This is a genomic window from Streptomyces peucetius (assembly GCF_025854275.1).
Classification (GTDB): domain Bacteria; phylum Actinomycetota; class Actinomycetes; order Streptomycetales; family Streptomycetaceae; genus Streptomyces; species Streptomyces peucetius_A.
The window spans coordinates 653,133-667,796 of sequence record NZ_CP107567.1 but is presented as its reverse complement, the minus strand read 5'-3'; the positions used below and the strand labels follow the sequence as shown (position 1 = coordinate 667,796).

12 protein-coding genes and 3 pseudogenes are annotated in these 14,664 nt (G+C 70.6%); 10 read left to right on the top strand and 5 right to left on the bottom strand.

What is annotated here, in order from left to right; genetic code table 11:
* The first annotated feature begins 239 nt into the window (after nt 1-239).
* Entirely contained in the window at nt 240-416 is a 177-nt protein-coding gene (locus tag OGH68_RS03115) for a hypothetical protein (protein WP_264241764.1), read from the top strand.
* A 236-nt stretch (nt 417-652) separates the two neighbouring features.
* Here OGH68_RS03115 and OGH68_RS03110 read toward each other — a convergent pair whose 3' ends face one another.
* Nucleotides 653-1,141, bottom strand: a complete 489-nt coding sequence (locus OGH68_RS03110; protein WP_264241763.1) for a flavin reductase family protein — start codon at nt 1,139-1,141, stop codon at nt 653-655.
* On the opposite strand from OGH68_RS03110, the pseudogene OGH68_RS03105 reads away from it, so the two are divergent.
* From OGH68_RS03105 to eno, 3 genes and pseudogenes are all read left to right on the top strand, one after another.
* A pseudogene (locus tag OGH68_RS03105) lies at nt 1,092-1,532 on the top strand (hypothetical protein); the annotation flags it as partial. The gene OGH68_RS03110 and the pseudogene OGH68_RS03105 overlap by 50 nt on opposite strands.
* A 351-nt stretch (nt 1,533-1,883) precedes the next feature.
* A complete protein-coding gene (locus tag OGH68_RS03100) occupies nt 1,884-3,119 on the top strand; it encodes an alpha/beta hydrolase domain-containing protein (RefSeq protein ID WP_264249876.1) in 1,236 nt (411 codons plus the stop codon).
* A 62-nt stretch (nt 3,120-3,181) separates the two neighbouring features.
* Nucleotides 3,182-3,434 (top strand): annotated as a pseudogene (gene eno / locus OGH68_RS03095) (phosphopyruvate hydratase); the annotation flags it as partial.
* 181 nt (nt 3,435-3,615) lie between these two features.
* Here the strand turns inward: eno and OGH68_RS03090 are convergent.
* The 4 genes and pseudogenes from OGH68_RS03090 to OGH68_RS03075 form a co-directional block, all read right to left on the bottom strand.
* Nucleotides 3,616-4,644 carry a LacI family DNA-binding transcriptional regulator gene (locus OGH68_RS03090; protein WP_264241762.1) on the bottom strand — a complete coding sequence of 343 codons (1,029 nt, stop codon included), beginning with the start codon at nt 4,642-4,644 and terminating at the stop codon, nt 3,616-3,618.
* A 25-nt stretch (nt 4,645-4,669) separates the two neighbouring features.
* Entirely contained in the window at nt 4,670-5,587 is a 918-nt protein-coding gene (locus OGH68_RS03085) for a carbohydrate ABC transporter permease (RefSeq protein ID WP_264241761.1), read from the bottom strand.
* Nucleotides 5,584-6,525, bottom strand: coding sequence for a carbohydrate ABC transporter permease (locus OGH68_RS03080; protein ID WP_264249874.1), 942 nt, complete (start codon nt 6,523-6,525; stop codon nt 5,584-5,586). Before OGH68_RS03080 ends, OGH68_RS03085 begins: the two co-directional genes overlap by 4 nt.
* Before the next feature lie 2 nt (nt 6,526-6,527).
* Nucleotides 6,528-6,824 (bottom strand): annotated as a pseudogene (locus tag OGH68_RS03075) (sugar ABC transporter substrate-binding protein); the annotation flags it as partial.
* Nucleotides 6,825-6,828: 4 nt separating this feature from the next.
* Here OGH68_RS03075 and OGH68_RS03070 point away from each other — a divergent pair.
* From OGH68_RS03070 to OGH68_RS03045, 6 genes are all read left to right on the top strand, one after another.
* On the top strand, nt 6,829-8,529 hold the full coding sequence (locus OGH68_RS03070) for a beta-galactosidase (protein ID WP_264241760.1): 1,701 nt from the start codon (nt 6,829-6,831) through the stop codon (nt 8,527-8,529).
* A 258-nt stretch (nt 8,530-8,787) separates the two neighbouring features.
* Entirely contained in the window at nt 8,788-10,320 is a 1,533-nt protein-coding gene (locus tag OGH68_RS03065) for an arabinogalactan endo-beta-1,4-galactanase (RefSeq protein ID WP_413471079.1), read from the top strand.
* A gap of 580 nt (nt 10,321-10,900) precedes the next feature.
* Nucleotides 10,901-12,184, top strand: coding sequence for an ABC transporter substrate-binding protein (locus OGH68_RS03060; protein ID WP_264241758.1), 1,284 nt, complete (start codon nt 10,901-10,903; stop codon nt 12,182-12,184).
* Complete coding sequence (locus OGH68_RS03055; RefSeq protein WP_413470926.1) at nt 12,184-13,167, top strand: carbohydrate ABC transporter permease; 984 nt, start codon at nt 12,184-12,186, stop codon at nt 13,165-13,167. Before OGH68_RS03060 ends, OGH68_RS03055 begins: the two co-directional genes overlap by 1 nt.
* On the top strand, nt 13,164-14,024 hold the full coding sequence (locus tag OGH68_RS03050) for a carbohydrate ABC transporter permease (protein WP_264241757.1): 861 nt from the start codon (nt 13,164-13,166) through the stop codon (nt 14,022-14,024). The genes OGH68_RS03055 and OGH68_RS03050 overlap by 4 nt, the downstream gene beginning before the upstream one ends.
* A 6-nt stretch (nt 14,025-14,030) precedes the next feature.
* Nucleotides 14,031-14,618 (top strand): hypothetical protein, encoded by a 588-nt coding sequence (locus OGH68_RS03045; RefSeq protein ID WP_264241756.1) that lies wholly within the window; start codon nt 14,031-14,033, stop codon nt 14,616-14,618.
* The last annotated feature ends 46 nt before the right edge of the window (nt 14,619-14,664 follow it).

The window sequence follows — 14,664 nt, the reverse complement described above, 5'->3', positions numbered from 1 at the left end:
CCACCACTGGGAGGCCCTCGTCGACGCGCGTCGCGGAGCTTCATCTCCAGCGCGGTGGTGAAGGCAGTGCCGGAGGCCGGCGGATCGCGTCGTCATGCACACCGCGGTTGTCCTCGAAGTCCGGCCGTGGATCGGCCCATGGATGCCAGGAGCGCGTTTTTGGGCATGCGGCTCGCCCCGAAGGGCAGGCGATGTGTGGGGGCCGACCCCCCCGACCCCGATACGGAGGGAGCTCCACAGTGACTTCGAAACTGAGCACCGTCGTACGCCGCATGCGGCGGCACGGGATCGCGCCGCGCCGGCAGCCCGACCCGCCCTCCCGGCTCGGGAGGGGACCGCACGGCATCTCGACCACGGCTGTCGGCCGTCGGCTCTTCGACGTCCTGCGGGCCCGGGTCGGCTCGCGCCGGCACTGACACCCTCTCGGCGCGGTCGCCACCGACGGGCGGGAGCCGGTGGGCGAACGTGCTGTCGGCGTGTGGCGGGGCCGCGGCACGGCGCGGTGGCCGACGTGCCGACTCAGCGGATCGCAGCCACCCCGCCGAGACGGTGTTTCCCGCCGTGGACGGCTGCCGGGCGGCACGCTGCCGGGTCGGCCGTCCCGGGCTGCGGCCGCGCCGCCGCGCTCGCCGGGGGCAGGTCGCGCCGACGGTCAGGGCGCCGGGTGGCCGGGCCGCAGATCGGTGACATCTCCCAGGGTGAGCAGCGATCCGCGCGGCAGGGACTCGGCCGACCCGTCGACCGGTGTCAGGCAGAAACCGACATGATCCCCCCAGTCGGCCCGCTCCTCCACCCGGCCGATGAACCAGGCGCACGCATCCCCGAGCACCGGAACGCCCTCGCCCCTCGGCTCCCAGCGGGCCCGTGCGAACTTGTCGACCCGGTCGCCGGTCTCGCCGCCGAACAGCCTGGCGACCTCGGTCCGGTCGCGGTGGAGCAGATGCACGCCGAGGAACGGGGCGTGGCGCGCCACCCGGTACGTGTGGTTCACCTTGGACAGCCACACCACGAACCGCACCGGGTCCAGCGACGACTGGGAGGCGAACCCCACCAGGCAGCCGGCCCTTTGCCCGTCCGCGGCAGCCGTCACGATGTACACCGGTGGGTCGAGCAGAGCCGTGAACCTGGCCACTGACACCATGTCGCAGCCTCTCTGTGCCTCGTGTGCGTTCAGTCCCTGGAGCCATACTTCCTGCTCGGCCTCCGAACGCGCCCGAGCCGCGGCGACCCGAGCCGTCCGCAGGGCCATCGGCGCCCGCACGAGGCCTGTCCACCGCTCGGTGACCGGTCAGCCGTTCAGCGACTTCATCAGCTCCGGGGGCGTAGCGGTCGCCCGAGACCACGCCGTGCGGGGCCACGGGGATCTGCCCGCCTACGCGGGCGCTGTCTTCGACCACCTTGTCGGGCGGCCGGAGCTGATGCGTCTGATGCTGTGGAAGCAACTGGAGCGTCCGGGTTCCACGGAAACCGAAGCGACGTCCTACCAGGGCAAGATCGCGGCAGTGCGGCAGGCACAGGAGACCGGCCGGATCGACGCCGGGATGGACCGCCGGACCGCTTCCCCCGCCTCTTTCTGCCGGTCGCCGGTCGGCTGTGCGGGGGAGGCGCCTCGCTCCTTTGGGTCAGGCGGGAAGCCCAGACAGGCATCGGGTGATCGGCTGACTCCAGCGCCGGAGCACCGGACGAGTGCCTCCTCGCGCGGAAGGAAGGAGCACTCGATGTTCTGGCTGTGTCACCGACAGGATGGACCCGCTCCGGGTCGCCGACGAGCGCGCACTCTCCGACTGGGTGCGCTGCTGCTGGCAGCATTGACGCCGGTGGTTCCGGCTTCGGCCGCCGAGGCGGCTTACCGTCACTCCCCGCTCGCCCCGGCTCCGCGGCCCGTGGCGAGCCCCCCGCAAGGCGGTGCCGAGGACCGGCTCGGCACGCCGGTGGTCACGCCCATCGGGTCGTTCGGCGGAATTCGATACGTGCAGTACGACGGCGTGTTCGAGGGCGAGACGTCGACCGGGCGGTTCCGCGTGCCCTACCGGATCAGCGCCCCGGCCGATCCGCACCGCGCCAACGGCACGGCTGTCGTGGAGCCGCCCCACTTCGTGGTGGGACTCGGCGCGCTCAACGTGTACCTGCGCAGGGACTTCCTGTTCCGCCAAGGATTCGTGCACGCCGGCATCGGCTGGAGCACGATCGGGAACCGCATCCTGGACCCGTCGGTGCCCGACACGTTCATCGAGGGCGGATTCGCAGAGGACGGAGGACGGGTCGACGACGAGATCATCACCGACTTCGCCAGGGCTCTTTCCGCCCGGTCCTCGGGCGCGCGTCCACTGGTCGGCCACGTGCACCGGCAGTACGGCACGGGCTTCTCCGACAGCTCGTACCCCCTGCTCCGGCTGGTTCATTCCGGGGACGCCACCGGTGCGCTCGACCTGGTGCTGCCCATCACCACCGAGGGGTTCGACCCCCAGGCGGACATCGCCGCCGGCCGCTACCGGGGCAAGGTCCTCATCGTGAACTCGGAGGCGGACGACCCGGCGAATCTGACCGACCGGGGCATCGCGACCAAGCGGTACCGCTTCTACGTCGTCGCGGGCAGCCCGCACATTCCGGATCCGCTGGACGCGCCGCTTGACGTGCCGTTCCCGGTCAGGGGGTCCACACCGGCGAGCTTCGTGCCCGCGCTGCGTGCGCACTTCCTTCAGGGCCACGACTGGGTACGCAAGGGATCACCGCCGCCGACGAGCACACAGTTGCGCACCCTGAGCGACGAGACCATCGTCCGGGACACCAACGGCAACGCCATCACCGAGGACCGCAAGGGCCGGCGCGTGCCACGGCTGCCGTTCGTCGAACTCGGCGAGGCCCGTTTCCTCACCGGCTTCATCGGCAGCTACGACAACGTGCGTACGGTGCAGCAACTCGGGTTCAGCAGCCACCGGGCCTATGTCCGGACCTTCGCCGACAGACTCCGCGACTACCAGCGGGCCGGCTTCATCCTGCGGGAGGACGCCCGTGACATGTTCCGCCGCGCCAGGCTGTGTGCTCCGTCGACGTTCACGGAAACCCACCGCGACCACTACACCGCATTCGTCGCGATCCAGCCCTGCCCGGCCCGATGAGCTCGGGGCCCGGATCGTCAATATCCGGGCCCCCGGCTTCGTCCGCGTCGCGGTTGCCGACCACCCGCCTACGTGACCTGCTGGCCGCGGGCCACTCCACGGGTGTCGGCGACGAAGGCGGCTTCGCGCCCGCGCTGCGTACGGCCGAGGAGGCGCTCGACTTCGTCATGGCCGCGATCGACCGGGCCGGGTATCGGCCCGGCGCGGACATCGGCCTAGTCATGGACCCGGCGTCGTCGGAGTTCTACCCGGGGTGGTGGGTACGCGTACGCGGGGGAGGGCGTCCTGCGTACGCCTGCCGAACAGGTCGAACATCGAGGAGGAGCTGGGAGGCTCATCGGTGTATGGATGCGCCGCTGCGCCCGCCGCGTGAGGCACGCTGACGGGGGGCGTCGTTCAGTGGGTCGGGGGCATCGCCCGCGGGGCCGAATGATCGTGAGCCTCTGGCCCGCCCACCCCGCCGGTCCGTGACCGTCCGCGGGCCCGCGCCCCGGCGTCAGGCCGAGTCGCGGCGGACCAGCTCTGTCGGGAGGATGACGGCCGCAGGGTCCTCGCCGCTGATCCTGGCCAGCAGCATCCGCACCATCTCCCTGCTGATCCGGTCCCACGGCTGGCGGATCGTGGTGAGCGGGGGCCGGGTCGACAGTGCGGCGGGCGAGTCGTCGAAGCCGCCCACGGCCACGTCCTCGGGCACCGTGCGGCCGGCACGGCCCAGGGCGTCGACGACTCCCTGGGCCATCAGGTCCGACGCCACGAACACCGCGTCGAGGTCGGGGGCGCGTTCCAGCAGCAGTTCGGCGGCCTGTTCGCCGCTCGCCCTGCTGTAGTCGCCCGTCGCGATCAGCGACTCGTCGGCGGGCAGGCCGCATTCGGCCAGCGTCTCGCGGTAGCCGGCGAGGCGCTCCACCCCGCCGGGCGTGTCCAGCGGGCCGGTGACCGTGGCGATCCGCCGGCGGCCGCGGTCGTGCAGGTAGCGGACCATGTCCCGGGCGCCTTCCCGGTCGTCGGCCGCCACGTAACTGACCCTGGCCTGCCGGCCGATGGGCTTGCCGCAGGCGACCACGGGTACGCCCGCGGCCTGGAGTTCACCGGCCACCGGGTCGCCGGAGTGGCTGGAGACCAGCAGCACGCCGTCCACGTGACCGGCCTCGATGTACCGCAGGTTGCGGCGCCGTTCGTCGTCGCTGCCGGCGATCATCAACAGCAGCGGGATGTCCTGGGCGGCGAGTGCCTGGGTGCAGGAGCGCAGCAGGACGTTGAAGTTGGGGTCCTCGAAGAAGCGCTCCTGGGGCTCGGTCAGCAGGAACGCCACCGAGTCGGACTTTCCGGTGATCAGTGACCGGGCGTGCCGGTTGACGACGTAGCCCGTCCTGCGGATCGCGTTGTTGACGGCCGTCTGCGCGGCCGGGCTGACGTAGTGCCCGCCGTTGAGCACCCGGGAGACGGTGCCGCGTGAGACTCCCGCCTCGCGCGCCACGTCGTGGATCGTCACCGGCCTGCGCCTGCCGTCCGGGCCGCGGTTCATGTCGTGTCCCCTCGTTCCCCTGCCCTCAAGACTTTACGGCTCCGGACAGCAGGTCCAGGCTCCAGAACCGTTGGACGACCAGGAAGAGCGCGATGAGCGGGACGATGGCGAGCAGCGCGCCGGTGATCACCAGGGTGTAGAGGGCGGGCGTGCTGCTGCCCTGGGCGAGCAGGGTGAACAGGCCCACGGTCATGGGGAACTTCTCGTCGTCGCTGAGCATGATGTACGGCAGCAGGAAGTTGTTCCAGATGGCCACGAACTGGAAGAGGAAGATCGTCACCAGCCCGGAGGACATCATCGGGACGCCCACCCTGAGGAAGATCCGCCATTCGCCGGCGCCGTCCATCCGGCCGGCCTCGACGAGCTCCATGGGGATGGCCGCCTGGGCGTAGATGCGCCCGAGGTAGACGCCGTACGGGGAGAGGATCAGCGGCAGCAGCACGGACAGGTAGGAGTCCGTCATGTCGGCCTTCGCCATCAGCAGGTACTGGGGGATGGCGAGGATGACCGGCGGCATGAGCACGCCGGCGAGCAGCACGTTGAAGAGGGCCTCGCGGCCGCGGAAGCGGTAGACCGCGAGCGCGTAGCCGGAGACGGCGGAGACCATCGTGGACAGTACGGCCCCCAGGCCCGCGTATAGGGCGGAGTTGGCCATCCAGCGCCAGTAGATGCCGTCGCGGTAGGCGTTGAGGTCGGTGAGGTTGTCACCGAAGCCGCTGCCGGGCAGGAAGGTGAAGGTGGAGAAGAGTTCCGCGCCGGACTTGGTTGAGGCGACGAGGACCCAGGCGACCGGCAGCAGGCAGTAGAGGGCGCCGAGCAGCAGCGCCGCGGTGGGCAGCAGGGCGACCCGGCGGTGGTGCGGCGGTCCCTGGGAGGTGCCGGGGGTGGTGCCGGCGGCCGGGGCGGTCCTGCGGGGCCGCAGAGATGCGGTGGGCGTGCTCATCGGGTTCCTTGGCGCTTGGCACGGGAGTCGGAGGCCCGCAGCAGGGAGAACGAGAGGAGGAACGTCGCGGCGGCGAGGACCACGGCGGTGGCCGAGGCCGCGTACACGTTCCCCGCCACGAAGGCGTCGTTGTACACCTTCATCAGCGGGCTCCAGGTGGTGGAGATGCCGTTGGTCAGCGGCTTGAGGGTGGTCGGCTCGCTGAAGACCTGGAGGGTGGCGATGACCGAGAAGAAGAAGGTCAGCACCAGCGAGGGGACCACCATCGGGATCTTGATCCGGAGGGCGATCTGCAGCGGTGTCGCACCGTCGAGCTTCGCCGCCTCGTACACCTCCGCCGGGACGGACCGCAGCGAGGTGTAGATCACGATCATGTTGAAGCCGGTGCCGCCCCACACCGCGATGTTCGCCAGGGCCACGAACAGCGGTCCGCCGTCGAGGAGATCGGGCTGCGGCAGTCCCAGCCGCTCGAGGACGTGGTGGAAGGGGCTGACGTCCGGCAGGTACAGAAAGCCCCACAGCAGCGCCGCGACCACGCCGGGGATGGCGTACGGGAGGAAGATCGTCAGCCGGGAGAAGGACCGTGCCCGGACCCGCTCGGTGTCCAGCAGCAGCGCGAACAGCAGCGCGAGGCCCAGCATGACAGGGACGACGATCGCCCCGTAGCCGAGGACCCGCAGGGCGCCGTACCCGAGCTCGGAGTCGGTGAGTGCGGCGATGTAGTTCTCCAGGCCCGCCCAGACCTCGGTCCGGGCGTTCCTGCCCAGGCCGAGGCCCTGGACGTCGACCTTGTGCAGGCTGAGCCAGAGCGCGTACCCGACGGGCAGTGCGAAGAACAGGGCGAAGAGCACGACGGCCGGCAGGAGGAATCCGTACGGGGCGGTCCTCACCCCGCTCGGCGTCCGGCGCCCGGATGTCCGTCGGGCGGCGGGGGACATGCTCACTTCGCGACCTCGAAGCCCTGCTTCTCCAGGTCGGCGACGGTGGCGTCCTGCATCCGGCCAAGGGCAGCGCCGAAGCCGGACCTGGCCTTGGCCGCCTTGCCGAACTCGTCCTTGAAGGTGGCGTAGGCGACGTTCACGTTGGGCCCCCAGTGGGCGGGGGCGGCGGTCTTCGCGATGTCGGCGGCGCGGCTGTAGAAGTCGGGCTGGTCGGCGAAGAACTCCGGGGCCTGGACGAGGATGCCGCTGGTCTGGGCGGACGTGGCGGCCGGGTAGATGCCGCTCTCCTTCACGAGCAGCGTGCGCCACGCCTTCGGCTCACGCGCGGCCATCTGCCACAGCAGCCCCGCCTACCGCGAGGCCGCCGCCGCGATCACCACCCGGCTCGCCGAGCGCTACGCCGGGCACCCTGCCCTCGCCATGTGGCACGTCCACAACGAGTACGGCGTGCCCGTCAGCGCCTGCTTCTGCGACAACTGCGCCGCCCACTTCCGGCGCTGGCTCCGGGCCCGCTACGGCTCGGTCGAGGCGGTCAACGACGCCTGGGGAACCACCTTCTGGGGGCTGCGCTACGGTTCGCTCGACGAGATCGACCCGCCGCGGCTGACCCCCACCGCCGGCAACCCCGCCCAGCAGCTGGACTACCGCCGCTTCGCCGACGACACCATGCGCGAGAACTTCCGCATGGAACGGGACATCCTGCACCGCCACGCTCCCGGCGTTCCCGTGACCACCAACTTCATGACCGCGCTCAGCCAGTGCGACACCGTCGACTACTGGGCCTGGGGCCGCGAGGTCGACCTCGTCACCAACGACCACTATCTGATGACCGACGGCCGCCGCACTCACGTCAACCTGGCGATGGCCGCCGACCTCACCCGCTCCGTCGCCGGTGGCGGGCCCTGGCTGCTGCTCGAGCACTCCACCAGCGGCGTCAGCTGGCAGCCCCGCAACCCCGCCAAGCGCCCCGGTGAGATGGCCCGCAACTCCCTCGCCCACGTGGCCCGCGGCTCGGAGGGCGCCATGTTCTTCCAGTGGCGCCAGTCCCGGAAGGGTGCGGAGAAGTTCCACTCCGCGATGCTGCCCCACGCCGGCACCGACTCCCGCGTCTGGCGCGAGGTCGTCCGCCTCGGCGCCGACATCGGCTCGCTGGCCCCGCTGAACGGCACCCGTACCGTCGCCGACGCGGCCATGGTGTGGGACTGGCAGTCCTGGTGGGCGCAGAGCCTCGAGTGGCGCCCCAGCGAGGACCACGACGCCCGCGAGCGCGCCGACAGCTTCTACGAGGCGCTCTACGACGGGCACCTGACCGTCGACTTCGCCCACCCCGAGGCCGATCTGTCGGCCTACCCGCTGGTCGTCGTCCCCGCCCTGTACCTTGCGACCGCGGAAGCGGGACGCAATCTGCGCGCGTACGTGGAGAAGGGCGGCACGCTCGTCGTCTCGTACTTCTCCGGCATCGTCGACGAACACGACGCCGTGCACCCCGGTGCCCACCCGGGGGTGCTGCGCGACGTGCTCGGCCTCACGGTCGAGGAGTGGTCGCCGCTCGGGGAGGGCGAGAGCGTACGCATCACCGGCCCCGGGCAGACGCCGCTCACCGCCGACGTCTGGACCGAGTTCGTCGTCCCGCGCGGCGCCGAGACCGTGTGGACGTACGCCGACGGGCCGGCCGCTGGGGGCCCGGCCGTCACCCGGCACGGCCTCGGCCGGGGGACCGCCTGGTACGTCTCCACCCGGCTGGGCCCGGGCGCGCTGGACACGGTCCTCGCCGGCGCCTGTGAGGACGCGGGCATCGCGCCGCGTACCGGAATCCCGCGTGACGAGGTGGTGCGTCGCTCCGGCGAGAGCGGCGACTACCTCTTCGCCGTCAACCACACGGAACACGACGCCAAGGTGCCGCTGCAGGCCCCCGGCACCGAACTCCTCGGCGGCGAACGCGCCGCCGGACAACTCACCGTCCCGGCCGGCGCCGTGAGGGTCGTACGGCTCGACGCCTGACGACCGGGACCAGAACTCCGGGGGCGGCCGCCGAGCCTGCCGCGAACGGACCGGAGGGCGCGGCGGTGTCGAAAGCGACGAGGCCGAGGGAGCGAAGCGACCGCGGGCCGAGGAACGTCGACACCGGCATCGAGCGCCCGCAGGGAAGTGAGCCATAGGAAGCAGCCGCCCCCGGCAGGTGCACCATCCGTCCTCGCCCACCACCGTCGAAGGGACTCGACGATGCATGTCCAGGCACGACGCACCTCCCGCACACTGATGAGAGCCGCGGTCCTGCCCGCGCTCGGCGCCCTGCTGTTCGCCGCGCTGCCCGCCCAGCAGGCGGGCGCGGCATCCGCCCTCACCAACACCGGTTTCGAATCCGGCACGTCCGGCTGGTCCAGCTACTCCGCCACGGGCCAGGACACGGCCTCGTACACCGAGGCCGGCGGCCGCAGCGGCAGCAGCCGCCTCAGCCACTGGTCGTCCTCCGCGTACAAGGTGGAGACGTACCAGTACCTGACCGGCCTCAGCAGCGGCACCTACCGGCTCAGCGCCTGGGTGCGCTCCAGCGGCGGGCAGAGGTCCGCGTACCTCGCCCTGCGCAACTGCGGATCGGCCGAGCAGCGGACCGATCTGCCGCCCACACCCGACGGGAAGTGGATACGCCTCGTCACCTCCGTCCGCGTGACCGGCGGGCAGTGCACCGTCAGCATCAACTCCGACGCCAGGGCCGGGAACTGGATCAACGTCGACGACCTCGCCTTCACCCCCGGCTCGTCGGGGCTCGGCGTCAAGGGCGTCGACGTCTCCATGCTCAAGAAGAGCGAGGACTTCGGCGGCACCTACCGCGACAGCGGCGGCAGGACCGGAGACGCGCTCGGCATCCTCGAATCCGCGGGCGCGAACTACGGCCGGCTCAAGGTCTGGGTCGACCCGGCCGACGGCTACAACGACAAGAGGCGCTTGCTGCAGATGGCCCAGCACATCAAGCAGCAGGGCATGAAGCTGCTGGTCGACTTCCACTACTCCGACGTCTGGGCCGACCCCGGCGCCCAGACCAAACCGGCCGCCTGGGCCTCGCACTCGTACGACGGGCTGAGGAAGGACGTGTACGACCACACGTACGACGTCCTGAACGCCCTCGAGGCGCAGGGCACCACCGCCGACATGGTGCAGATCGGCAACGAGATCAACACCGGCATGCTCTGGCCCGAGGGCTCCACGGACAACTGGAGCCGCACCGCCGGGCTGCTGAAGTCCGGAATCGCCGCAGCGAAGGCGGTCGACCCCTCCACCCGGATCGCCCTGCACCTGGCCAACGGCGGGGACAACGGCCTCTACCGGTGGTGGTTCGACAACGCCACCGCGCAGGGCGTCGAGTTCGACGTCATCGCCCTGTCCTTCTACGGCTACTGGCACGGAGCGCTGTCCGACCTGCAGACAAATCTCGACGACATCTCCGCCCGCTACGGCAAGCCGGTCATGGTGGCCGAGACCGCCTATCCCTTCCGTCTCGACAGCAAGGACGGCCACGAGAACATCATCGACCTCCCCGCCGAACTGGTCGCCGGATACCCGGCGAGCCCCGCCGGCCAGGCGGCCTGGGTCCGGGATGTGATGAACGTCGTGGAGGCCGTGCCCGGCGGGCGCGGACTGGGCGTCATCTACTGGGACCCGACCTGGACGGCGGTCACCGGCAACGGCTGGGACCCGGCCGACCCGTCGTCCGGCAACGCGTGGGAGAACCAGGCGCTCTTCGGCTACGACGAAAAGCTGCTGCCCGCGGCGGCCTGGTTCGAGCACCGCTGAGCACGGGGTGTGTCCTCGGCGGCCGGCCCGCGAACGTGTGCCGCGACCGGTGGCGGGGTGCCACGCGTCGGTGGAGGAGGCCGGGCCACTCGGCAGGGATGGTGAATCGATTCACGTTCTTCCCGGGGCGGCGGCCGGCGGCAGGTGAGTGTGTTTCGGAAGCGGTTCCTGCCCTCGCCGCAAGCGCCGCGCCCGATCGTCGTCCCTTCGGCATCGGGCCGCGACCGGCGCTGCGGAGCCGGCCGCCGGCTCCGCGATCGCCGTCGTGGAGCCGGCCGTGCGGACGGCGGCCGTCCGGCGTTCCCGGGTCGTGGGGCTCTTCGGGTCGAGGCGGCGGAGCCGCCGGCGTGCGTGCCCGGCGGATCGCGCGCCCATGGAGGCTGGCGCACACCCCGGTGGTCCGTTACGGTCGTGCAGCGTCCGGCATGCCGCATGGCGTTCGGTATCCCGGACGAGCGGTCGGAAATTCGGCGTCGCCCAAACCGTTGACGCGCTCTCGCCGCGCCCCTACATTTCGTGGCAAGCGCTTTCCTGAAACGATTCATTCATTTCTTCAGTCATCACGGCGAGAGGGTGCATCATGCGTATGTCGAGGCATGTGGAGAGGCGGACCTTCCTCAAGGCGGCCGGCGCGTCCCTTGCCGGTGTCGGTCTCACCGCCGCCGGCTGCGGCGCGGGCAGCGGCTCGTCCGGCGGCCCCGTGACCATCCGCTACGCATGGTGGGGCGCGGACGACCGGGCCGAGAAGATCAACCGGACCATCGCCCTCTTCGAGAAGAAGCACCCGAAGATCAAGGTCAAGACGGACTTCCAGCAGTACGGCGACTTCTGGAAGAAGTTCAACACCCAGGCCGCGGGCGGCAACCCGCCCGACGTCTTCCAGAACGCCGTCGGCTTCCTGCGCAAGTACGACGCCAAGCGTGTGCTCCTCGACCTCGGCCCGCAGGCAAAGAAGGGCAACCTGGACCTGGCGAACTTCCGGGCGGGCCTGGAGAAGTTCGGCGAGATCGACGGCAAGCTCCTCGGCGTCCCCGTCGGGTCCAACTCGATGGGCTACATCATCGACGAGAGGGTCTACGAGAAGGCGGGCGTCACTCCGGAGACCGGCTGGACCTGGGAGGACTGGGACGACGCCCTCATCAGGATCCACGACAAGGCCGGGAGGGCCGGCGACTCCGGGCCCCACGGCGTCATGTACCTCTACGACCTGATACTCCGCCAGAACGGCAAGGCGTTCTTCACCGAGAACGGGCTCGGATTCACCGAGAGCGACCTCGTCCCGTACTGGACGGAGGCGATGAAGCGCGTCAAGTCCGGGCTGTACGCCGACCCGAAGAAGGTCGAGCAGATCAAGCCCAAGTCCGCTCTCGCCCAGGGCCTGGCAGGCGGCGAGTTCACCTGGGACAACTTCACCGCGCGCTACACCGCTGAGGGCGACAGTTCGTACGCCATCGCACCCATCCCCACCACGGACGGCAAGCGCACCGCCCAGTACCTCGGGTCGCTGATGCTCAGTGGCAGCGCCCGCACCAAGCACCCCGCCGAGGTCGCCACCTTCATCAGCTTCATGGTGCACGACCCCGAGGCCGGCCGGATCATGGGATACGACCGCGGCGTGCTCTCCACCACCGAGCAGTTCGAGGCATTCCGGCCCACCGACCCGGTCAGCAAGAAGATCGCCGCCTACGAGCAGCAGATAGCCGACGCCGGTGTGCTGGAGCCCATCACCCCGCACCCCGCCGGCGCCGACGTCGTGGAGGCGGCCTTCCTGCGGATCGCCGGCGACATGTCGCTCGGCAAGGCCCCCGTCGAGGACTCCGTGAAGCAGTTCTTCACCGAGGCGAAGACGGCTCTGGACTCCTGATGGGAAGCCCCACCGTGATGAAGCCCGAGCCGGCCGAACGGCAGGCGGGCGCCGCGCCGCTCCCGGCCCGTGGCACGGCCCCGCCCGCCGCCCGGGGCCGCGGCCGGCGGGACGGCCTGGTCGGCTATCTGTTCATGTCGCCCTGGATCGCCGGCTTCCTGCTGCTCACCGCCGGCCCGATGGTCGCCTCGCTCTACTTCGCCTTCACCGACTACGACCTCTTCGCCTCCCCGAAGTGGATCGGCCTCGGCAACTTCTCGGAGATGTTCGCCGACCCGCGCTGGCGGACCTCCGTCGAGGTGACCGTCAAGTACGTCCTGATCGGGACCCCGCTGAAGCTGCTGCTGGCCCTCGGCGTCGCGCTCCTGCTGGCCCAGAGCCGGCGCGGACAGGCGTTCTACCGGGCCGCGTTCTACGCGCCCTCGCTGGTCGGCGCCAGCGTCTCCGTCGCCATCGTGTGGCGTGCGCTCTTCTCCGACGACGCCGTGGTGGACAAGGCCCAGTCGTTCCTCGGCATGGACGTGGGCGGCTGGATCGGCGACCCCGAGTGGGTCATCTACAGCCTGGTGGCGCTCACCGTCTGGCAGTTCGGAGCGCCGATGGTGATCTTCCTGGCGGGACTCAAGCAGGTGCCGCGGGAACTGTACGAGGCGGCCCAGGTCGACGGCGCCGGGCCCTGGCGGCGGTTCTGGAACATCACACTGCCGATGATCTCGCCGGTGATGTTCTTCAACGTCCTGCTGGAGACGATCCACTCCTTCCAGATCTTCGGGTCCGCGTACATCATCAGCAACGGCACCTGCGGCCCCGCGGACGCCACGCTCGTCTACACCTGCTACCTGTACCAACAAGGCTTCGAGAACAGCCGGATGGGCCTCGCCTCCGCCATGGCCTGGATGCTGCTGCTCGCGGTCGGCCTGGTCACCGCGGTGCTGTTCTGGTCCCAGCGGCGCTGGGTGCACTACGAGGAGGCGGCCCGATGAGCGGCACACTCACCACCGTCCGGCGGCGTCGCAGCGGCTCGCTGCTCTGGCACTTCGGCTCACTGGCACTGCTGGCCGTCGTGCTCTATCCCGTCGCCTGGGTCATCGGCGGTTCGCTCAAGCCGAGCGGTGACATCGTCGGCAGTCTCGACCTGTTCCCCGCCGAGCCGATCGCCGACAACTACCGGCGGCTGACCGAGGGCATCGCCGACATTCCGATCTCCACCTTCTTCCTGAACTCCACACTGCTGGCGGTCGGTTCCGTGGCCGGCGTGCTCCTGTCCTGCTCGCTCGCCGCCTATGCCTTCGCCAAGATCCGGTTCCCCGGACGGAACCTGATGTTCGCGCTGATGATCGGCACCCTGCTGCTGCCGTACCACGTGATCCTGATCCCGCAGTACGTGCTGTTCCAGAAGCTGGAACTGATCAACACCTATGTGCCGCTGCTGCTCGGCAAGTACCTCGCCACCGACGCCTTCTTCGTCTTCCTCATGCTCCAGTTCATGCGGAACCTGCCGAAGGAACTGGACGAGGCCGCCAGGCTCGACGGCTGCGGCCATCTGCGCATCTACTGGTCGATCGTGCTGCCGCTGTGCCGGCCCGCCCTCATCACCAGCGCCATCTTCACCTTCATCAACGCCTGGAACGACTTCATGGGGCCGCTGATCTATCTGAACGAGCCGGAGAAGTACACCGTCTCGCTGGGCCTGAAGATGTTCATCGACCAGGACGCCGTCGCGGACTACGGCGGCATGATCGCGATGTCGCTCGTCGCACTGCTGCCCGTGCTGGCCTTCTTCCTGGCCTTCCAGCGCTATCTGATCGACGGCATGGCGACCTCCGGACTGAAGGGCTGACCGCCCGTGGCCGCGCGATCCGCAACGCACCGGCCGTCCCGGCTCGCCACCGGCTTCGGTGTCTTCGCCGAGTGCCTGCTCACCGGGGTGTGGATGACTCTTGCCGCACTGCCGCTGCTGACGGCCCCGGCGGCCTTCGCCGCCGGGAGCCGTCACCTGCGGCGCCATCTGCGCGACGAGGCGTCCGGGTGGCGTCTGTTCGCGGCCGACTTCGCCACCGCGGCGCGCGGCGGCTGGCTGGTCGGCCTGTCCGGCCTCGCCGCGCTGTGGCTGCTCTGGCTGAACCTCGCCGCCGTACGGGCCGGACTGCCCGGCGGGTCGTTCACCGGCGCCGTCTGCGTCCTCACCTTCATCGCCGCCGTCGTCGCGGTGCTGCGCGCGGCGGCCGCCTGGCACCCCGGCGCACGCTGGCGCGACCTGCTGCGCGCGGCGGCCCGGCGTACCGTCCGCGACCCCGCCGGATCGCTGCTGCTCGTCGGAGGGTTCGCCGTGGTGGCGGCCTCCGCCTGGTTCATGGCGCCGCTGGCCGTCCCGGTGACCGGCGCCGTCGCGGCGGCCGCGGTGGCCGTCGAGACACGGTACGCCGCCCGCTGATTCCCCTGTTTCCCCGCTTCTTCCCGCCCGCACGGTCGTACGGAAG